The 20,741-nt window shown below is 62.9% G+C and carries 17 protein-coding genes; 14 read left to right on the top strand and 3 right to left on the bottom strand.

What is annotated here, in order from left to right; translation table 11 throughout:
* Positions 1 to 212: 212 nt before the first annotated feature.
* Complete coding sequence (locus BMX61_RS07880; protein WP_075626369.1) at positions 213 to 527, top strand: RcnB family protein; 315 nt, start codon at positions 213 to 215, stop codon at positions 525 to 527.
* 66 nt (positions 528 to 593) lie between these two features.
* On the opposite strand, the gene BMX61_RS07875 is transcribed toward BMX61_RS07880, so the two are convergent.
* Positions 594 to 1,388 carry an aldolase gene (locus BMX61_RS07875; RefSeq protein WP_075626370.1) on the bottom strand — a complete coding sequence of 265 codons (795 nt, stop codon included), beginning with the start codon at positions 1,386 to 1,388 and terminating at the stop codon, positions 594 to 596.
* A gap of 587 nt (positions 1,389 to 1,975) precedes the next feature.
* On the opposite strand from BMX61_RS07875, the gene BMX61_RS07870 reads away from it, so the two are divergent.
* The 9 genes from BMX61_RS07870 (at position 1,976) to BMX61_RS07830 (ending at position 11,683) form a co-directional block, all read left to right on the top strand.
* A complete protein-coding gene (locus BMX61_RS07870) occupies positions 1,976 to 3,643 on the top strand; it encodes a glycoside hydrolase family 13 protein (RefSeq protein WP_075626371.1) in 1,668 nt (555 codons plus the stop codon).
* Between the two features lie 201 nt (positions 3,644 to 3,844).
* Positions 3,845 to 4,858: a LacI family DNA-binding transcriptional regulator gene (locus BMX61_RS07865; protein ID WP_075626372.1), complete on the top strand. Its 1,014-nt coding sequence runs from the start codon at positions 3,845 to 3,847 to the stop codon at positions 4,856 to 4,858.
* Between the two features lie 319 nt (positions 4,859 to 5,177).
* Positions 5,178 to 5,900: a response regulator gene (locus BMX61_RS07860; RefSeq protein ID WP_075626373.1), complete on the top strand. Its 723-nt coding sequence runs from the start codon at positions 5,178 to 5,180 to the stop codon at positions 5,898 to 5,900.
* Positions 5,897 to 7,213: an ATP-binding protein gene (locus BMX61_RS07855; protein WP_075626374.1), complete on the top strand. Its 1,317-nt coding sequence runs from the start codon at positions 5,897 to 5,899 to the stop codon at positions 7,211 to 7,213. Before BMX61_RS07860 ends, BMX61_RS07855 begins: the two co-directional genes overlap by 4 nt.
* Before the next feature lie 169 nt (positions 7,214 to 7,382).
* On the top strand, positions 7,383 to 8,558 hold the full coding sequence (locus BMX61_RS07850) for an L-dopachrome tautomerase-related protein (protein WP_075626404.1): 1,176 nt from the start codon (positions 7,383 to 7,385) through the stop codon (positions 8,556 to 8,558).
* A gap of 200 nt (positions 8,559 to 8,758) precedes the next feature.
* Positions 8,759 to 9,517: a septum site-determining protein MinC gene (gene minC, locus BMX61_RS07845; RefSeq protein WP_075626375.1), complete on the top strand. Its 759-nt coding sequence runs from the start codon at positions 8,759 to 8,761 to the stop codon at positions 9,515 to 9,517.
* A gap of 29 nt (positions 9,518 to 9,546) precedes the next feature.
* Positions 9,547 to 10,368, top strand: a complete 822-nt coding sequence (gene minD / locus BMX61_RS07840) for a septum site-determining protein MinD (RefSeq protein ID WP_075626376.1) — start codon at positions 9,547 to 9,549, stop codon at positions 10,366 to 10,368.
* A complete protein-coding gene (gene minE, locus BMX61_RS07835; protein ID WP_075626377.1) occupies positions 10,365 to 10,625 on the top strand; it encodes a cell division topological specificity factor MinE in 261 nt (86 codons plus the stop codon). The genes minD and minE overlap by 4 nt, the downstream gene beginning before the upstream one ends.
* Positions 10,626 to 10,798: 173 nt before the next feature.
* On the top strand, positions 10,799 to 11,683 hold the full coding sequence (locus BMX61_RS07830) for an MBL fold metallo-hydrolase (RefSeq protein ID WP_075626378.1): 885 nt from the start codon (positions 10,799 to 10,801) through the stop codon (positions 11,681 to 11,683).
* A 99-nt stretch (positions 11,684 to 11,782) separates the two neighbouring features.
* Here BMX61_RS07830 and copD read toward each other — a convergent pair whose 3' ends face one another.
* Positions 11,783 to 12,715, bottom strand: a complete 933-nt coding sequence (copD, locus tag BMX61_RS07825; protein WP_083639294.1) for a copper homeostasis membrane protein CopD — start codon at positions 12,713 to 12,715, stop codon at positions 11,783 to 11,785.
* Positions 12,712 to 13,068 carry a copper homeostasis periplasmic binding protein CopC gene (copC, locus tag BMX61_RS07820; RefSeq protein WP_234794629.1) on the bottom strand — a complete coding sequence of 119 codons (357 nt, stop codon included), beginning with the start codon at positions 13,066 to 13,068 and terminating at the stop codon, positions 12,712 to 12,714. Before copC ends, copD begins: the two co-directional genes overlap by 4 nt.
* A gap of 656 nt (positions 13,069 to 13,724) precedes the next feature.
* On the opposite strand from copC, the gene BMX61_RS07815 reads away from it, so the two are divergent.
* The 4 genes from BMX61_RS07815 (at position 13,725) to BMX61_RS07800 (ending at position 20,653) form a co-directional block, all read left to right on the top strand.
* The gene (locus BMX61_RS07815) at positions 13,725 to 14,894 is read left to right on the top strand and encodes a GGDEF domain-containing protein (RefSeq protein ID WP_170854914.1); all 1,170 of its coding nucleotides are present in this window, start codon (positions 13,725 to 13,727) and stop codon (positions 14,892 to 14,894) included.
* Between the two features lie 286 nt (positions 14,895 to 15,180).
* Entirely contained in the window at positions 15,181 to 15,330 is a 150-nt protein-coding gene (locus BMX61_RS07810) for a DUF1127 domain-containing protein (protein WP_075629622.1), read from the top strand.
* A gap of 920 nt (positions 15,331 to 16,250) precedes the next feature.
* Complete coding sequence (locus BMX61_RS07805) at positions 16,251 to 17,495, top strand: efflux RND transporter periplasmic adaptor subunit (protein WP_075625947.1); 1,245 nt, start codon at positions 16,251 to 16,253, stop codon at positions 17,493 to 17,495.
* An 11-nt stretch (positions 17,496 to 17,506) separates the two neighbouring features.
* Positions 17,507 to 20,653 carry an efflux RND transporter permease subunit gene (locus BMX61_RS07800; RefSeq protein WP_075625948.1) on the top strand — a complete coding sequence of 1,049 codons (3,147 nt, stop codon included), beginning with the start codon at positions 17,507 to 17,509 and terminating at the stop codon, positions 20,651 to 20,653.
* Positions 20,654 to 20,741 lie beyond the last annotated feature (88 nt).

Here is a 20,741-nt window from a genome sequence, read left to right as displayed (position 1 = left end):
TGGTCGGCTGCGGGCCCGTCAAGCTGAAAATGCGCCGGCCGAAGCGAGCCACAGCAGGGTGCGCAGCAGAATGTGATGCGGGCAACCGCATCAGAGCCCTCTGATGGATTATCTTCTAAAGATATGATTCGATTACGAAATTGTAATCATAGCTTCAGTTTTCATTCATCTTCAGTACGATACTTGTAAGCCGTTCCAAACGGAGAACCGACATGAAGAAACTCGCTATCGCCGCTCTGTCCTGCACCTTTGTCATGGGCTCGCTGCTGCCGATCACCGAGGCCTTTGCTCAGGATCATCGCCGGCCTGATCGGATCGAAAAGAAGGTCGTTATCACCAAGCATAGCTGGAAGCGCGGCCATCGCCTCTCACGCGAAGAGCGGCGGCGCGTGCAGGATGTGCGCGACTTCCGTCGTTACCGACTTGCCCCGCCGCCGCGCGGCTATCGCTGGGTGCGCGCGGACCGCGACTTCCTGCTGATCTCGATCGGCAACGGCACGATCAGCAATGTGATCGGCGTGCGATAAGGCTCGGCATAGTGCAGGAGCCCGGCGCGTCGCACAGCGCCGGGCTCTCGACTTGGTTTTGAGCGCTTATGCCTTGTAATCAGGCGCTTCGCGATCCAGCCGGCGCTTGATCGCTTCGAGATGCAGGCGCGCGGATTCCGGATCGCCTTCGCGCATCTGGCGATAGGCGGCTTCGGCAATCTCCGGTTTGACGGGCAGGACGGGCCGGCCGGTCGACAGCGCGAGGACCTGAACTTCGGCCGCGCGCTCCAGATAATAGAGATCGTCCCAGGCTTCGGCGATGTTGGGCGCCAGCACCATCACGCCGTGATGCTTCATGAAGAGAATGTCCGCACTGCCCACGGCGCCGGCAATCCGGTCGCCCTCGCGCTCGTCCAGCGCCAGGCCGTTATAATCCCGGTCGAAGGCGGTGCGGCCGTAGAATTTCAGCGCGGTCTGGCCGGCGAAGATCAGCGGCTCGCCCTCGGTCATCGAGAGCGCCGTGGCATAAGGCATATGCGTGTGAAAAGCAGCCTTGGCGCGTGGTACGCGGCTGTGCAGGCGGGCGTGAATGTAAAAAGCGGTCGCCTCGGGCTTGCCTGCACCCGACACAACCTGGCCGTGGAGATCGCAGATCAGCAGCATCGACGCCGTGATCTCGCTGAAGGCATAGCCATAGGGGTTGACGATAAAGAGATCGTCATAGCCCGGCACCACTGCCGAGAAATGATTGCAGATGCCCTCTTCCATGCCGTATCGCGCGGCCATTCGGAAGCAGGCCGCCAGGTCTACCCGCGCCTGCCAGATCTCTGGCCTCTCCAGGTCCGGTTGGTTGGCGCCGGCCGGGGTTGAAGGCGATCCGGTAGGCAGCATATGGGCCATGCAAACATTCCTCGATAGGGCGGGCGAACCGCCGGGGTGGCCAGGTCGTTTGGGCTAAAACGATAGCCGATTGCCCGTCATATTGATGCATCGGTTTGGCCTGTCGTCATGCCTGCTTACACGGTCCCCTTGCGGCTAGGCCAGCCGGTATTGCTATCCGGTCGTCTGCACCATCTTCCGCAGTAGAAGGCAGTGTTTGTATGCTCGACAAGGCCTGAAGCGAAGAGACCGCACTTTCTATGATGGTGAGCGGTTACTCGGCGCTGAATCTGTCGATTCCTATCGATGGTGTGGACGTCCTTGTCATCATATACTGCGTAGAGCGCCGTATGATTTGCGAGGCATCATAGCCAAATTTCCGACGCAATGAGCCTGATCGTTGGATCCAGCGCAATAAAGTCTACGCAATCATGGGTCAAACCCTTGTCATCGATCGATCGTCGATTAGTATCGATGAGGAAACGCGACTTCTGTTTGGTCACCCTTCCATGCCGGACGATGCTCCCCATCCTGGCCGGCCTTGACGCTTTTCATTTCCGCTCGCTCCACTCCTCCTGGGAGCGTGCTTTCCTGAGGAAAGGATGCCTATGCTGCAGACCTCCAATCTCACGCACACCACGCCTGCCGACCGAAAAGCCGATGGCTGGTGGCGCACGGCGGTGATCTATCAGATCTACCCGCGCTCCTTCGCCGATGGAAATGGCGACGGCATCGGCGATCTCAAGGGAATCACCGAGAAGCTTCCGCAATTGGCCTCCCTTGGGGTCGATGCCATCTGGCTGTCGCCCTTCTATCCGTCGCCGCAGAAGGACGCCGGCTACGACGTGGCGGATTACACGGATGTCGATCCGCTGTTCGGCACCCTCGATGATTTCGAGCGCATGCTGGAGCAGGCGCATCAGCTCGGCCTGAAGGTGATCGTCGATATCGTTCCCAACCATTCGTCCAGCGCCCATCGCTGGTTCAAGGAGGCGTTGATTTCGCCTGAAGGCAGCATCGAGCGCGGGCGTTATATCTTCCGCAACGGTCGCGGTCCCGATGGCGCGCTGCCGCCCAACAACTGGCAGTCGGTTTTCGGCGGGCCGGCCTGGACTCGAACGACCAATCCGGATGGCACGCCCGGCCAGTGGTATCTGCATCTCTTTGACAGCAGCCAGCCGGACTTTGATTGGTCGAACCGCTGGGTGCATGACCGGTTCATCGAGGTGCTGCGCTTCTGGTTGGATCGCGGTGTCGATGGTTTCCGCGTCGATGTCGCCCATGGCCTGGCCAAGGACCCAGAGCTGCCGGATTACGATGCCGGCCAGGCGGACCCCTTCGCCGTCAGCCCCTATTGGGGCCTGGAGACAGTGCACGCGATTTTCCGCGAATGGCGCCAGGTGCTGGAAAGCTATGGTCCCGACCGCATTCTCTGCGCCGAAGCCTGGGTTGCGCCGTTGAAGCGGCTGAGCGACTGGGTGCGACCGGATGAGATGCATCAGGCCTTTAATTTCGAATTTCTGACATCCGCCTGGTCTCCGACCGCGTTGAAGCAGGTGATCGACGATTCGCTTGCCGCCTTCTATGCCGTCGGTGCGGCCAGCACCTGGGTCCTCTCGAACCATGACGTTATTCGTCACGCCTCGCGTCTCGGCTTCGCGCCAGACTCCAAGGTGGTGCATAGCGATGGTGTCGGCCCCCGCTCGCCTGATCTGCCGGATCCGGTGCTTGGCCTGAAGCGCGCACGCGCGGCAACCGCCCTGATGCTGGCCTTGCCAGGCTGCGCCTATCTCTATCAAGGCGAGGAATTGGGCCTGCCTGAGGTGATCGACATTCCCGACCATCTTCGCCAGGATCCCACCTTCATCCGCACCAAGGGCCAACGCTATGGCCGCGATGGATGCCGTGTGCCGCTGCCATGGGTGGCCGATCAGCCGAATTTCGGCTTTGGCGGGCCAGCCTGGTTGCCGCAGCCTCCGGTGTTCGGCGAACTGGCCCGCGACCGCCAGGAGCGAGACGAGACATCGACGCTCGCCTTCTACAAAATCCTGCTAGCCGAACGGGCGCGGCTCGGACTCGGCGCATCCGTGCTCGATTGGGTCGAGACGGGTTCCGCCGATGTGCTGGCCTTCACCGTCGATGGCATTCTGGTGGTCTGCAACTTCGGCGAACAGGCGACTGCATTGCCGGAAGGCGAACTCATCCTCGCCAGCGGGCCGCTGTCCGAAAACGGGCTGCCGGCAGACACCACAGTCTGGCTCAAGCGTCCGGCCTGACCGCTGCCGCCTGATGCTGTCAGGCTGTTGTTGCAAGGTCTGATCTTTTCTGCGGGTGCGCGTTCGCCCGCAGGTCGATTGGTTCAGCTGGCTATCGCCTCGGTAGACGGCGGCAGGGTATCTGTCGTCACCGTGTGAAGCCGATGCCACTTTTTTCGACATCCGACCGGTTCAGGGATGTTTCCAGGCGGGAGGGCGCGCATGGATGATCAGGAGCAAAAGCGCGCGGGCGGCGCCTCCATGACCGACGTGGCGCGGCTGGCCGGAGTCTCACAGAGTACGGTGTCCTATGTGATCAACGGCACACGGCCGATTTCACAGGAAACCCGGCAGCTGGTGGAGGATGCCATCCGTGTTCTCGACTACACGCCGAACGCGGCTGCGCGTTCGCTGCGCAGCGCCCGCAGCCAGACATTGGCGCTTTCCGTGCCCGCACAGTTCAGTCCTCCCAATGCCGGGCTTGGCGTTTATCTGATGGCCATCGCCGCAGCCGCCGCGGCGCGGGGCTATCAGCTTTTGGTGCGCACCGATGGTTTTGATCGGGCGGAGGAGCTGGTGCGTCTCGTCACCGGCCGCAAGGCCGATGCCGTCATGCTCCTCTCCGTCGTGGCCGAGGATCCGCGTGTGCGGCTTCTTGACCGCGCAGGCATTCCAGCCGTCGCCATTGGCGAGCCGTCAGAGCCTTCCCAGATGCGCTTCGTCGATTACGACTTCGCTGGCGCAGTCGATCTCGCCGCCGCCACCCTGTCCAGCTGGGGGCACCACGCGGCCCTGTTCGTCGGGCCAAGCGAGGCCGAGATCGCTGCGGGTGCGCTCTATACCCGCCGTGTGGCAGAGGCGCTGGCGCCGGCTGCCGCCCGTCACGGCCTCTCCTTCGTGACCGTCTCTGCCTGCAGCGACCGGGTGGAGGAGGAGCGCCGCATCGGTGCTGTTCTGGCTGAAATGCCTGACCTCAGTGCCTTGGTCTGCATGGCCCTGCCCAGTTTCGAGCGCGCCCGGCGGCTGTTCCTCACCGCCCGCCCGCACGTCGATCCCGCACGCGCCGTCATGGCCTTCGGCACGCTTGGCACGCCGGACACGCCGGGCGCCGATGCGACGCGGATTGAGCATCCCGTCGATGCGATCGCCGCCAATGCGGTGCACCTCGCCGAGGCAGCGCTCTCCAAGTCCGGCGCGCCGTCGCTGAAGCTCCTGCCGTTTTTGAAATTCGCCTGAAGGCACCGAGCCCGGATCCACACAATTCGGGGAAAACCCGGACGTCATATGGCAGAGAATCACATGCCGCCTCAGGCCGGCCGCTGCACCGTCGATGCGTATTGAGGTAGTGCCCTGCTGAAAAAGAACGACTTCAGGTGCCAATTCCTGTGGGATTTCAATAGGATTCAGCAGATTTTTTGAATAAATATGACTAAATTTATCTGAATGTAAATTTATCATGTCTGGACAATGCTGTCCCCCGCTGATGCAGTGCAGACTGTATAAGTCCATTCTTTCACGCTTTCCAATCCATGATTGATGGGGCAATCCTGTCCGCATGAGCCAGGATAATATCTTGATCGTCGACGATGACGTGGAAATCCGGACGCTGCTCTCGCGCTATCTTCAGGCGCAGGGTTTTCGCGTGCGCGAGGCCGCGGGCAAGCGCGAATGCGAAGCGATCCTGGCCATGCACACGCCGGATCTGGTGGTTCTCGACGTCATGCTGCCGGATGGCTCGGGCCTGGACGTTTGCCGGGCGCTTGCCCATACCGAGCCGCCTGTTGCCGTCATCCTGCTGACGGCTCTGAAAGAGGATGTCGATCGTATTGTCGGGCTGGAACTCGGCGCGGATGACTATATCGGCAAGCCTTTCAACCCGCGTGAACTGGTGGCGCGCATTCGCGCCGTGCTGCGGCGCCACACTGGCGAGCGTTCTCCCGAAACCCAGTTTCAGATCTTTGCCTTCGGCGCTTTCGAAGTGGATCCGCAATTGCGCCGGGTCCTGCGCGACAACGAGGAAGTGGTGCTGACCGGAGCGGAGTTCGCGCTGCTGATGGTCTTCCTGGAGCGGCCGGGCCGTCTTCTCTCGCGCGAGCAGCTTCTTGAGTTCACCCAATCCGGCCGGGAGCGCAGCCCCTTCGACCGTTCGATCGATGTGCTGATGAGCCGGCTTCGCCGCAAGCTGGGCGATACGGACGCCGGGCCGGTGTTCAAGACCGTGCGCAATGGCGGTTATCAGATGACGCTCCCCGTCCGCGCGGTTCTGGTTGGACGATGATCTCCCTGCGCAATCGGCTGGGCGCGCTTCTGCTGCTGGCCATTGTCTGCGTGGTGGCGCTTGCGACGCTTGCGGCCAGTGTCATCCTGCGTAATCCTTTGTCCGAGACCGTGCTGCGCCCGATGGCGCAGCAGATCCAGCTGCTGGCCAGGCTGGTCGAGCAGAATCCGCAGGCAGCCGTGGCGGCTGGTGTGCAGCTCCAGACCAGCAGTGCGCAAGGCGTGCCCGATCCGGAGCTTGGCCTTGTTCTCCAGCGTGAGGTGGCGGCAATCGGCCCGGCACGCGCTCTGTCGGTCGTTCGCGCCTCGCCTGATACGCCGCTTAGCGTTTCGGTCGATCTTGGTCCGCGCGGCGTGTTGGTTGTCCCTCTGCAGGACATTCGCCCGCCGCCTGGCGGATGGTTGGTCTTCGTCATCTGGATGATCCTGATCGTCGCCGGCGCGACCTGCGTCTCGCTCGTTGCCGCGATCCGCTTCACCAGGCCTTTGCAGATCATTCACGATGCGGTCGAGCGCATCGGCGCGGATGGCGATTTGCCCGTCATTCCCGAGAGTGGCCCGTTGGAAATGCGCATGACAGCCCGCTCTCTCAACCGGCTTTCGACGCGGCTGAAGGCGGCGACCGAGAGCCGTATGCGGCTTGTCGCCGCCGCCGGGCACGATCTGCGCACCCCTATGACGCGGCTGCGCCTGCGTGTGGAATTCCTGCCCGAGGAAGAGCGGCGCAAATGGCTGTCCGATCTCGATGAGCTCTCCGCCATTGCCGACAGCGCAATCAAACTGGTGCATGAAGAGGTCGGTCATGAGCAGGACCCGACCTGCATGGTCGATCTGGGCGACATCGTGACGACGCTGCGCAACGAACTGGTGACGCTCGGTCTTGATATCCGTCTCGCGTCCAAGACGGCTACCGAGAATCAGACCGGCGATGAACGCGTGCCCTACGCCGCTGAGCCGCTGCGCATGATGGCCACGCCGCTGGCCTTAAAACGCGCTCTACGCAATCTCATGGTCAATGCCGCCACACATGGTGGCGGCGCGGAGATCGTGGTTCGGCGGTTCGGCACGCGCGCCCTGGTCATCATCCATGACCGCGGGCCTGGTATTCCCGAATCGCTTCTCGGTCAGGTCTTCGAGCCGTTCTTCCGTGTCGAGCCCGGCCGCCGGCGCGCTCTGCCTGGCGCAGGCCTCGGTCTGGCGATTTCCAAGGAGATCATCGAGCGTTTCGGCGGCAGCATCAGCATTGCCAATCGCTTCGGTGGCGGCCTGACCCAATCGATCCGCCTGCCGTTGACCCTGCCGGCTGATAGCTGAGGCAGAGCCGCGCGATACCGGGACGATCCAGGCAGTCCTCCTTCGGCTCAACCGCTCGGCCTGCTGCGCAGTGCGACAACCAGCATCTGCACGCGGATGATGCAGGATCATGTCAGGAACCAATTGCATCGCAAGCGGTTCGGCTCGGCATTTCCTGGAGACCGCCCGCATGTCCTTGAGATCCCCTACCGCTTGTTTTCCGCTCGCGCTCAGCCTCGCTATAGGGCTTGCAGCACCCGCCTTGGCGCAATCGCCAGCGCTCGATACGCTGAAGACCGAGACCAAGCGGCTCGTGCGCCCTTTGACCGGAAAGACAGATGACAGGCTGCAGGAGGTGGCGCGCTTCGACCATCAGGTCACCGGCGTCACGGTGGCCGAGGATGGCCGCATCTTCGTCAATTTCCCGCGCTGGAGCGAGGACGTGCCTGTGTCCGTGGCGGAGGTCATGGGGGACGGCACGATCAAGCCCTATCCAGACACGCGATGGAACGACTGGCGCAACGCGACCATGGCGGAGCGCGATCCCGCCGATCATTTCGTTTGCGTCCAGAGCGTGGTGGCCGATCAGCGCGGATCGCTTTTCGTGCTCGACCCAGCCGCGCCCAATGCGGAAAAGACGGTCGAAAACGGACCGAAGCTGGTGCGCATCGACTTGAAGACCAATGCGGTGACCAGAACCTATGCCGTACCGAAAGAAGTGGCGGGACCTGCGAGCTATCTGAACGATGTGCGCATCGCGCCCGATGGCGCCTTTGCCTATATGACCGATTCCGGCCAGCCGGGCGGGCTGGTGGTTCTCGATCTCAATAGCGGCAAATCCTGGCGGGTCTTGAGCGGCGATCCCGCGACGCAGATGGAAAAGGACGTGAAGGTCGTTGTCGATGGCCAGCCCCTGCGTCGGCCGGATGGTCGCCAGCCGATGTTCAACGCCGACGGCATCGCGCTGTCGAAGGATGGTCAGACGCTGTATTTCCAGGCGCTGACGGGCAAGACGCTCTATCGCGTGCCGACCGAGGCGCTGCGCATGGCCGGCGACAACCCGCAGGCGCCCGTGAAGGCGGAGACAGTGGCGACAACCGAGCCGGTCGACGGTCTCTGGATGGCGGCAGACGGCTCGATCTATCTGAGCGCCATCGGCGCCAACGGCATCAAGCGGCTGATGCCGGACGGGGCGATCGACACGGTTTTGACCGACGATAGACTCAGGTGGCCGGATACGTTCGCGCAGGGGCCCGATGGTGCGCTTTATGTCACCGCCTCGCATATTCAGGATTCGCCCTGGTTTTCCACAACGGGCTGGGCGGAGAAGAATTTCACCCTCTTCAGGTTTGCCCCGCCAAAATAAGTCGATGCTTGCCGAACGAGCCTCGGTACTCCGAAAAAACCGAGCGATATCAGAGCCCTGCCGTGTCCGACAGGGCTCTTTTTTATGGCGTTTCGACGGTCGGGATAAGCGGCGGCACCAGCCTCACGCAAGCGCCAAAGTTAACAGTTGGTTAACAACCCCGGCGCTCCCAACGCCGGCTCAACCCCTTTTCAATGAAGATGGTCTCCGTGTTAACAGATGCTCGCTCCATCCGGATCAAGGGCCGCTCCTTCCTGGCGGTCGTGCTTTCGCCGGACCTGCCTCTCGATCATTGGCTGACGCGCCTGGACGATCTGGCGGCGCGCTCCGCCGGCTTCTTTTTCGGCCGCCCCGTCGTGCTCGACGTGACCGATCTGCCCGTCAATCGCGACGAGCTGAAAGGTCTGGTGGCCGCGCTTGCCGAACGCAATGTCTCGATCATGGGCATCGAGGGCGCGCGCCCCTCGCTGATCGGTCCCGGCATGCCGCCGGCGCTGAAGGGCGGCCGCCCGGCCTCCGACGTCGATGTCGCCAATTCCGCGCCGTCGATCGAGGTGCGCACGCCCGATAGCCCGGCCGAGGCCAGCGATGCGCCGATGGTGGAGGTTTCGGGCGAGGTGCGGTCCACGCCCCAGTCCCTGATCATCCGCGAGCCGGTGCGCTCGGGCCAGTCCGTGATCTTCACCGAAGGCGACGTGACCGTGATCGGCTCTGTCGCGTCCGGCGCCGAAATCATCGCCGGCGGCTCCGTCCATATTTACGGCACGCTGCGCGGCCGGGCGATGGCCGGTGCGATTGGAAATTCGTCCGCCCAGATCTTCTGCCGCAAGCTCGAGGCCGAGCTTCTGGCGATCGACGGCGTCTACAAGATGGCCGACGACATGGCGCCTGATCTCAGGGGCCAATCCGTTCAGCTCTGGCTGGATGGCGATGCGATCATGGCAGAAAAACTTAGCTGAGCCGGACCGGCCAAGAACAGGAGAGCAAGATGGGCAAGGTTATTGTCGTTACCTCGGGAAAGGGTGGCGTCGGCAAGACGACCTCCACGGCCGCGCTTGGTGCCGCACTCGCACAGCGCGGCGACAAGGTCGTGGTCGTGGATTTCGATGTCGGCCTGCGCAATCTCGACCTCGTCATGGGTGCGGAACGGCGCGTGGTCTATGACCTCGTCAACGTCATCCAGGGCGATGCCAAGCTGCCGCAGGCGCTGATCCGCGATAAGCGCGTGGAAAGCCTGTTCCTGCTGCCGGCTTCGCAGACCCGCGACAAGGACAATCTGACACCCGAAGGCGTGGAGCGCGTGATCGGCGAGTTGAAGGAGCACTTCGACTGGATCATCTGCGACAGCCCCGCCGGCATCGAGCGCGGCGCGACGCTGGCCATGCGTCATGCGGATATTGCTGTCGTCGTGACCAATCCCGAAGTCTCCTCGGTGCGCGACTCCGACCGGATCATCGGCCTGCTCGATTCCAAGACGGTGAAGGCCGAGAGTGGCGAGCGGATGGAAAAGCATCTGTTGCTGACCCGCTATGATGCCGTCCGGGCCGAGCGGGGCGACATGCTGAAGGTCGACGACGTGCTCGAAATCCTTTCGATCCCGCTGCTCGGCATTATTCCGGAAAGCATGGACGTGCTGAAGGCTTCCAATATCGGCGCCCCCGTCACGGTGGCCGATAGCCGCTCGGCCCCGGCGCTTGCCTATTTCGATGCCGCCCGCCGTCTGGCCGGCGAGATCCTGCCGATCACGGTCCCCGGCGACAAGCGCTCCGGCGGCCTGCTCAGCAAGATCTTCTCGCGGAGGGCTGCATGAGCATCTTCCGGCTGTTCAAGAAGCAAAGCTCCGCGCCCGTCGCGCGCGAGCGGCTGCAGGTGCTGCTCGCTCATGAGCGGGTGTCCACCGGCAATGATCTCGTCCAGCTCCTGCGCGAAGAGATCCTCGCCGTGATCGCCAAGCATGTGGATCTCGACAATGAGCGTGTGCAGGTCAAGATGGACCGGGACGAGCATGTCTCGATCCTCGAAATCGACGTCGAAATTCCCCGCGACGCGACCAAGCAGGCAGCCTGATCCACAAACCTGATCTTCATCGAAAGCCCTTTTCCGCGAGGAAGAGGGCTTTCGCTATGCGAGTGGGCAAAACTTGCCGTTTCCTCGTATGAGCGGAACATTTGTCCGCCGCCACGGTTCGCCCAGTCATATGCGCTGACACCAGCGATATGCGCTGAAGGAGGACGTGCCCCATGGCCCAGCAACTCGCATTGACCGATGACGATCTGGCCCCTGTTGAGCGCGGTGCCGACAAGATCCAGGTCTTTGCACCGGATCTGGCCTTCCGCACCTTTTCCATCGTCAACGTCATCTTCTTCGGCCTGCCGGGCGAGGGCAGCGACTGGGTGCTGATCGATACCGGCCTACCGACCTCCGCCGGCGCCATCCGCGCCTGCGCGGAGAACCGTTTTGGCCTAGGCACGCGGCCACGCGCGATCATCATGACGCATGCGCATTTCGACCATGCCGGCTCGGTCGAGCAGCTCTCGCAGGAATGGGACGTCCCGGTCTACGCCCATCCGCTGGAAGAGCCCTATCTGCGCGGCCAGGCGTCCTATCCGCCGGCCGATCCGATGGTCGGCGGCGGAGCGATGGCGCTCTTGTCGCCCCTCTTCCCGCGTTCACCTGTTGACGTATCGAGCCGCCTGCAGATGCTGCCGATCGACCACGGCGTGCCCGGCATGCCCGGCTGGCGTTGGCTGCATACGCCCGGCCATTCGCCCGGCCACATCTCGCTCTTTCGCGATAGCGACCGGACCTTGATCGCCGGCGATGCGGTGGTGACCACCGCCCAGGAATCGGTCTATGCAGTGATGACGCAGAAGCCGGAAATTCATGGTCCACCGCGCTATCTGACGCCGAACTGGATCGAGGCGGAGCAGTCCGTTCAGCTTTTGGCAGGGCTTGAACCCGAACTGATCGTCACCGGCCACGGCCTGCCGGTGCGCGGCGCTGGGATGCGCGCACGGCTGCACGAGCTGGCAGAGAATTTCCGCGCCGTCGCCGTGCCCCAAGGCGGCACCTATGACCTCAATCCCGCCAATCCGGGCAAGAGCGACAACGACGCCTATCGCTAAGCGTTGTCTGGTTCGCCATCGGATTTTGAAGGCGACGCACTCAGACCCTATCGGAAGATCAGTCGGGTTTCCGAACGCTTGTTATCCCTTAGGCGCCTCTTAGTGGGAGCCGGTATTGCCGGGATCCAGAATGCCGAAAGCGGCGACGAGCGCGATGACCATGGCTGCGAGGCCGATTTCGGCAGCGGTGCCGAGCGCCAAGGCCTTATCCGCATTCGGTCTGCGGCCTAGGCGGGGCACGATGAGATACCGGTTCACTAGCGCCAGCCCGACCATGAACGCGACGACCAGCACTTTGACCGCCAGCAGGATCCGATAAAGAGAACCGTTGACAGGCTGCAAAAGCACGCTGACCCGTGCGGCGTCAGGATCCGCGGCCCCCAGAGTCATCGCCGCATTGGCCATGCAGGTGGCGATTGCCAAGGCGACGGCCAGATGGCCGGCGGTGGAAAAGCGCATCAGAGCAAGCTGCGCCTGCGCCCGCTTGTCGGCAATTTTCAGCTGCGGCAGCAGCAGCAGGACGGGCATCAGCGCACCGGTCCAGGCTCCGGCGGCAAGCAGATGCAGTCCGTCATTGGCGCGCTGCGCAATGCCTGCCGCGCCAGAGCCCTGCATGGCCGCATGGCCGCTGAGCGTGAAGCCGGCAAGCAGCAGCGCCCCTGCCAGCGCCAGAGCCTTGGATCCCGCCGGTCGCGCGCATGCAGCGGTCGCAACGATCAGCGCCGTCAGGACCTGCGCAGCCCAGGCCGCGCCAAGCGGCGTCTGCCAGAGCAGGGCGGACAGGATCGACGGAGAGATGGCAGCGCTCCAGTCCTCGCCAAGCACAGCCCCGCGCAAGGGCAATTGAGCGAGGATGGCGGCCAGCGCGACGATGGCGGCACTGCGCGTGAAGGGCGAAAGCCGCTTCGCCAGTTGCAGGCGAAGCGGCGTGGGAACGAGCCAGGCCAGATAGGCTTGGGCGCCCCAGAGATGAAAAGCCGCGCCATAAGCCAGCAGCCGGGCAAGCATCAGCGCCTGTTCGGCTGTACTCACGGCGCAACGGTGAAGCTGGTCGTTCCCTTGGTCTTGTGCCCGTCGACAGACAGGACATGCCAATCCAGCCGATAGGTTCCCGGCTTCAAGGCCGCGGCCAAAGGCAGGATCAGGCTTTTGCCGTCGTCGCTCAGCCGGGCTTCGCCGAGCCCGATCTCGCTTTGATCTTCGCCCGATAGCGTGGCGCCGCTCAGCGCCAGGGAAAGCCCTTCGGAAAATCGCAGCGTGATCGCTTCCGGCGCCGCCTTGATCGTTGCCTTGTCGGCCAGCGTGGCGGCTTGCAGATGCGCATGCGCGAAGGCCGGCCGGGAAACGGGTGAGAGCGGCAGAGCGATGGCGCTAAGAACGACCACAGCCGGCAGGGCGGCACGCCGCGTCGGCGTCGTGAACGACCTTGCAGCACACGCCGCATGCGGGCGAAGCCTGATCGCGCGAAGGCGGAAAGGCAAAGCTACCGAATCGCTCCACCATTCACGCAAAGCTGCCGGTATGGGTGAGGGAGCAGGGTGTGGCGTCATGGGCTGGCAATCCTCGTCATCTTCATTTCGTCATCCGCCCTAATCCTATCGCGTTGCACAACCCGTGCTCCCGATCCATTAGGCGACTTTTCGCCGCAGGTTATACGCCGACGACCCGTACCGGCACAGAGCCGCGCCTTTTGGATCCGCTTTCCGCTCTTGCCGTTTCTGCGAGCGGCCATACTGGTCGCAAAGCGGCCTTGCCACGGCTAAACACGGAGCGCGGGGCTTGGTTTCCGCAAGCGTGACCCACATCCAGCCGGGTCGCCCATATGAAAGTGCCAGGCAGAGGCCCATGCGCATGCGATACCATGCTGAGAAGCGTACAGGAGACATCGTCAGGGCCTTGGGGATAAACCGAAAGGCGCTCGCCCGCGCCTATTTCTAAAGACCAGGCTAACCATGACGCCAATGCCCGGCACCCGTGTATGGAAACGGTAAGTGGAGAGGGCTAGCCTCTGGTGCATAACGATGAAAGCGCCTCCATGCATATGAGCCTGTCCACTCTGTACGCCATTGGTTTGGGCACCTTGACCATGGCTGCGGCAATGACCCTGTGGGAACGTCGCTTCCATGCCGGGCGGAGCCAGGCGTTGACATTCTGGGCGGGAGGTTTTGCGTCCCTGGTCGTCGGCTGCGCGCTGTTGATCCTGCGTGATACCCTGCCGCGTCTTGTCGGCTTCGGATTTGCCAATCTCTTCATCATCGGCGGTTATGTCCTGCTGCTAGCCGGCTCGTTGCCTTTTGCGGGCTTGCGCCTACCGAGGTTCCTCGTCGGCTTCTTGCTCGCTCTGGCGCCTGTATGGCTGGTGATTGGGCCCACCTTGCCGGATGCGACGTGGCATGCGCTCAGCGGTCTTCTGGTGGCGCTCTGCTGTCTGGCTCTCGCACTCGTCTTCGCAAAGTTCCGCCCGGCCGCCGCTGTGCGCACCGACAGGCTTGTTGTCACGGTCTTCGGTCTGCACGGCCTCGTCTATCTCCTGCGCGTGCCGGTAATCCCGCTTCTGGCCTGGCAGGGCAGGGAGGCCGCGCTCGATCTGGCCGCATTGATCACCATGTTCGAGGGCGTGCTGTTCAGCATGGCGGCGCCGATGGCGCTGTTGTCCTTGGCGCGCGAGGAAAACCGCGTTGAGCTGCAACACGCGTCTGAAACTGATTTTCTGACAGGGCTCGACAATCGCCGCGCCTTCTTCGCCAAGGCCGAGGCCATGGTGCAGGCCCCGGCGCAACTGGTGCTGTTCGATCTCGATCATTTCAAGTCGATCAATGACCGTCATGGTCATGAGACAGGCGATGAGGTGCTGCGCATTTTCGCCCGTGTCGCCAAAGAGCGGTTTGGGGCCGATGATCTCGTTGCTCGTGTGGGGGGCGAGGAGTTTGCCGCTTTGCTGCCGGGCGCAGGTCCCGACGACGCGATCAGTGCGCTCAACGCCATTGCCTGGCGGCTACGCCGCGAGGCGCGCGCCGGCACCCGCCTGACCCAGGATGTGACCTTCAGCGCCGGGCTTGCCAGCCTTCCCGCCGGCGCCAGCCTGACCGCAGGGTTGAACATGGCCGACCGGCTGCTCTATCAGGCCAAGACCAAGGGCCGAAACCGCATCGAGCGGGAGGCAGCCTCTTCATCCTTCGCCCCTGCGGATACCGAAACGTCGGCTGCGTGAGCATCCCGTTGGCAAAGCGCCTCATGCTGCTGCAGCGCTGTTCACGGCGCCGATCCATGCGCTGAGCGCAGGGGTGCCTTGAGGCATCAGCGCTGGTTTCTGGCAGGTTCAAACGATTATATTGCCTTCATCGAACAGGCCGGAGCGGGCCAGCTGGTCGAGAGGGAAACCTCCGGCAGCCCTTCGAAAGAAGGAGAGATGCTCTGGTCGATGAAGGGGCCGCGAACGGCTCCACCTCAAGGGGATGGCCAAGGGGCCGGACCCGGATTGTGACCAGGAGACCGCCATGAACCTCACCCGCTCTTTTTCCGCTTGGCGCCAGTATCGCCAGACCGTCAGCGAACTCGGCCGCATGAGCAACCGCGAGCTGCACGATCTCGGCATCGACCGCACCGACATCCGCGTCGTCGCTCGCGCTGCCGTCAACAAGCGCTAAGTGCGAGATAGCTGCCGCACCTTTGCGCTGGGCTAAATGGCTTCAGCGCAGGCGCAGCGTGTCCTCGAAACGCTAAGGCCTGATCGTTCGGTCAGGTGCCAGGTTAGCATGTTTGAAAAACGCCCGTGCACTCCGTGCCTACGGGCGTTTTGCTGTTTGGCATCGGTTGCGATCGCCACGGCGTGAGCCACGCGCGCAGTGCATGGCAGCACTGCTTAGCCAACTCTTCTCCATCGGATCGAAACGATTATATTTCTCTCATCGGAAGCGCTTCTCCTCCTCCCAAATGCGCTTTCGATCTGTCGATGATCTCACTCCTCCTCCCAAGGGATCGTCGGCCCGAACAGCGGCACTCCTCCTCCCAAGCCGCTTGTTCATTTTTCGGAAAAGCTGCCGCACCTCCTCCCGCGGCGGGCTTTTTCGTTTTAAAGCCGCTCAGGCGCTGGAGGGCCGCCTGTTCGAACGATCGGCAGCCATGATCGGCGGGACAAAGCTCGGCACTCTTCACCGTGGCTATCAGCATCTTTTTCCGGCTACGACCCTACTTTCCGAAGCCTGTAAACAGCAAAGGCGGGAGTCTGACAGGTATCGCCTCATGCTCGTCTCCGGGAACGCTGATTAAGCGGCTCTTGACGAATGGTCTTCGAGGCGCACATTCTCCCGCAAGCGTTTGTGTTCCTGGCTGTTGGACACACCGCTGTGCATGCTTCAGAGCTTCCTCTTTGCACAGCAGCCTCCTCTGCAACGGCACAGGACCAAAGCGCCTCATTGCGCTGCACAACACAGTTTCGTGAGGGCCCGCCGCGTCTCTATACATGGATCGGGCCCTTTGCTACGCCGCCTTTCGCATCTTCTTCTCCCGTCAGGAGTTCGGCTCTCTCCGGTCTTGCGCGGGATCCTGCTTTTCGAGGATCGACACCTTGCTTCACTCCCGGCCGCTGCTCCTTTCCGCAAGCCTGATCGCTGCCCTGTTCCTGGCAGGGTGCAACCAGAAGCAGGCCGACAAGGGCGGTGGCGCGCCTGCGGTCAAGCCCGAGGTCAGCGTCATGGCGCTGCATCCGACGTCAGTGGCGGTGACGGCGACTTTGCCGGGGCGCACGGCAGCGTCGCTGATTGCCGAAGTCAGGCCGCAGGTCGGCGGCATTATCCGCAAGCGGAATTTTCAGGAGGGCGGGTCGGTCAAGGAGGGCGACACGCTCTATGAGATCGACCCCGCCACCTACCAGGCAGCCTATGACAGCGCGGCAGCCGCCCTTGCCAAGGCGGAGGGCGCTATTCCCAGCGCCCAGGCGAAGGTCGATCGCTACAAGGGCCTGAGCCAGCGCGACGCCGTCAGCCAGCAGGATCTCGACACCGCCCAGGCAACACTGGTGCAGGCGCAGGCGGATGTCGCTTCTGCCAAGGCGGCGCTCGAGACGGCCCGTATCAATCTCGATTATACGAAAATCCGCGCGCCCATCGGCGGCCGCGTCGGCGCTTCCACCGTAACGGTCGGCGCGCTGGTGACGGCCGACCAGACGACAGCGTTGACGACGATCCGCCAGATCGATCCGATCAATGTCGATGTCATCCAGTCCAGCGTCAATCTCTTGAAGCTGCGCCGGGCCATCGACGAAGGGCGCCTGAAGACGACGGGCGGCAATGTGAGCGTGCGCCTGACTTTGGAAGACGGATCCCAATATGGCGATACCGGTCGCATCGAATTTCTCGATGCCGCCGTCGAGGAAACGACAGGCACGGTGCGCTTGCGCGCCGAATTTCCGAACGCCGACCAGCTGCTCCTGCCCGGCGTCTATGTCCGCGCGACGATCCAGGAGGGCATTCGCCAGAACAGCTTCCTGGTGCCGCAGCGGGCCGTGTCGCGCAATGCGAAGGGCGAGCCGATGGCGAAATTCGTCGGGGCCGATGGCAAGGTGGAGGAGCGGGTGCTGGCGACCGAGCGCAGCGTCGGCAATAGCTGGCTGGTGGCCCAGGGCATTAAGGACAATGAGCGTGTAGTGGTCGAAGGCATGCAGCGTGTGCGCGCCGGCCAGGAGGTGACGGCCAGCGAGGTGATCGTCAACGACGCCACCGGCGAGCTGGAGCAGGCCGCGGACGGCAACAGCACCCCGGCGCCGGAAAAGCAGGCCAGCGCGGCGCCCGCCGCTGCTGCCGCCAGCAAGTGAGGCCCTGACGCATGTCGCGCTTTTTCATCGACCGGCCGATCTTCGCCTGGGTCATCGCCATCTGCATCATGCTTGGCGGCGTGCTGGCCATTACCACGCTGTCGATCTCGCAATATCCGCAGATCGCGCCGATCACCGTGCGCATCAGCGCCAGCTATCCCGGCGCGGACGCGCAGACGGTGGAAAATTCGGTGACCAAGGTCATCGAACAGGGCATGACCGGCATCGACAATCTCGATTACATCATTTCCACCTCGCAATCGAACGGCCAGGCCTCGATCTCCATCACCTTCACCAACAAGGCCGATGGCGACGTGGCGCAGATGCAGGTGCAGAACAAGCTGCAGCTCGTCCAGTCGCAATTGCCGACCTCGGTGATCTCCAGCGGCATCACGGTCGCGAAGTCGGCGTCCAGCTTCCTGATGGTGGTGGCCTTTGTCTCAACCGACAACCGCATGACGTCGCTCGACCTGTCCGACTATATCGACAGCACGCTGAACGACACGATCAAGCGCGTGGAAGGCGTGGGCGACACGCGCATTTTCGGCTCCGGCTATGCCATGCGCATCTGGCTCGATCCGGAAAAGCTTTATAAATACAGCCTGATGCCGAGCGACATCGCCTCGGCCATCGAGGCGCAGAACACGCAGGTTTCCGCCGGCCAGCTGGGCGGCCTGCCGCAGAAGAAGGGTCAGCAGCTCAACGCGACGGTGACGGCCAAGAGCCGGCTGCAGACGCCTGAACAATTCGAAAACATCATCATCAAAAGCCAGTCGGATGGCTCGCTCGTCCGCCTCAACGATGTCGCCACCGTCGAGCTGGGTGCCGAAAGCTATGACAGCGCCGGCCTCTACAATGGCAAGAACGCTGCCGGTCTCGGCATCAACCTTGCCTCCGGCGCCAATGCGCTGGATACGGCCGAGGCCGTGGTCAACACGATCAACAGTTTGAAACAGACGCTGCCGGCCAATGTCGAGGTGGTCTATCCCTACGACACCACACCCTTCGTCAAACTGTCGATCGAGGACGTGATCAAGACGCTGATCGAGGCCGTGGTCCTCGTCTTCATCGTCATGCTCGTTTTTTTGCAGAGCTTGCGCGCCACCATCATCCCGACGCTTGCCGTGCCCGTGGTGCTGCTCGGCACCTTCGGCGTGCTTGCGGTCTTCGGCTATTCCATCAACACGCTGACCATGTTCGCCATGGTGCTCGCCATCGGTCTTCTGGTCGACGACGCGATCGTCGTGGTCGAGAATGTCGAGCGCGTGATGGAGGAGGAGGGGCTGGATCCGCGCGAAGCGACGATCAAGTCCATGGATGAAATCACTGGCGCGCTGGTCGGTATCGCCACGGTGCTCTCGGCCGTTTTCGTGCCTATGGCCTTCTTCTCCGGCTCTGTCGGTATCATCTACCGCCAGTTCTCCATCACCATCGTTTCGGCGATGATCCTGTCGGTGATCGTGGCGCTGATCCTCACCCCGGCGCTCTGCGCCACCATCCTGAAGAAGCCGAAGCACGGCGCGCGGGAGAAGGGGCTTTCCGGCCTGTTCAATCGCGGCTTCGAGCGCACCACCTCGGGCTATCAGCGCGGCGTGGCCGGCATGATCCGGCGTCCGGCCATTTTCCTTCTGCTCTTCGCGCTGATCATTGGCGGCGTCGGCTATTTCTTCAACCGACTGCCCAGTTCGTTCCTGCCGGAAGAGGATCAGGGCATTCTGCTCACCAGCATTCAGCTGCCGCCGGGCGCGACACAGGACCGCACGATCAAGGTGCTGCGCCAGGTGACGGATCACTATCTCAACGACGAGAAGGCAAGCGTCGATGGCGTTTTCGGGGCCATCGGCTTCGGCTTCGGCGGGTCGGGCCAGAACGTGGCGCTGGCCTTCGTCAAGCTGAAGGCCTTCGACAGCCGCAAGGGCGGCGATCAGAGCGCGTCGGCGATTGCCGGCCGGGCGATGAAGACCTTCTCGCGGATCAAGGATGCCAGCGTCTTCGCGCTCGCGCCCCCCGCTATTCAGGGCTTCGGCAATTCCTCGGGCTTCGACTTCTATCTGCAGGACGTCAATGGCCAGGGCCACGAAGCCCTGATCGCCGCGCGCAACAAGCTTCTGGGCATGGCCGCCAAGAACGCGATGCTGACAGGCACACGCCCCAACGGGCAGGAAGACCAGACGCAATATCAGGTCAATATCGATCAGGAAAAGGCGAGTGCGCTCAATCTGAGCCTTGCCAACATCGACACGACCCTCTCGGCCGCCTGGGGCGGGTCCTATGTCAACGACTTCATCGATCGCGGCCGCATCAAGCCCGTCTATCTCCAGAGCGACAAGGACTTCCGCATGCAGCCGGAGGACTTCGATCGCTGGTATGTGCGCAATACCGATGGCGCCATGGTGCCCTTCTCGGCCTTTTCCGGCGGCAGCTGGACCTTCGGCTCGCCACGTCTGGAGCGCTATAATGGCTCCTCCGCCGTGGAAATCCAGGGTGCCGCGGCGGCAGGTGTCAGCTCGGGCGATGCCATGACTGAAATCGACAACATGATGGGCCAGCTCGGCGGTTTCCGCCACGAATGGACCGGGCTTTCGGCGCAGGAAAAGCTCTCGGGCAATCAGGCCCTGCAGCTCTACATTATTTCCGGTCTCGTCGTCTTTCTGGCGCTTGCCGCGCTTTACGAGAGCTGGTCGATCCCCTTCGCCGTCATGCTGGCGGTGCCGATCGGCATCTTCGGCGCGCTGGCGGCGGCGCTGATCTTCGGCGAATCCAACGACGTCTATTTCAAGGTCGGTCTGCTGACCACCATCGGTCTGGCGGCCAAGAACGCCATCCTGATCGTGGAATTCGCCATGGAACAGCAACAGCATGGCAAGGATCTGGTGGCGGCGACACTGGAAGCGTCGCGCCAGCGCCTGCGGCCGATCCTGATGACCTCGCTCGCCTTCATTCTCGGCGTCACGCCCCTGGCAATTGCCTCAGGCGCCGGCTCGGGCGCGCAGAACGCCATCGGCATCGGCGTGATGGGCGGCATGATCGCCGCCACCTTCGCCGGCGTGTTCTTCATTCCGCTGTTGTTCGTCACCGTGCGCCGGATCTTCAAGGGCAAGCCTCGCCGGGGAGCCGAAACGCCGGATGCACCAGGTCAGGCGCCCGCGGCTTCCTGAGGGCTACGAGCGGCCTTCCCGTGCAAAGCTCAAGAAGCGGCGCTCGCGCCGCTTCTTCTTTGGTTAAGGGCTATAGTCAGATGCTAAG

Source organism: Xaviernesmea oryzae, assembly GCF_900109605.1.
In the GTDB taxonomy this organism is placed as follows: Bacteria; Pseudomonadota; Alphaproteobacteria; order Rhizobiales; family Rhizobiaceae; genus Xaviernesmea; species Xaviernesmea oryzae.
Note: the sequence above shows the minus strand (reverse complement) of the source record. Positions and strands in the feature narration are given on the sequence as shown.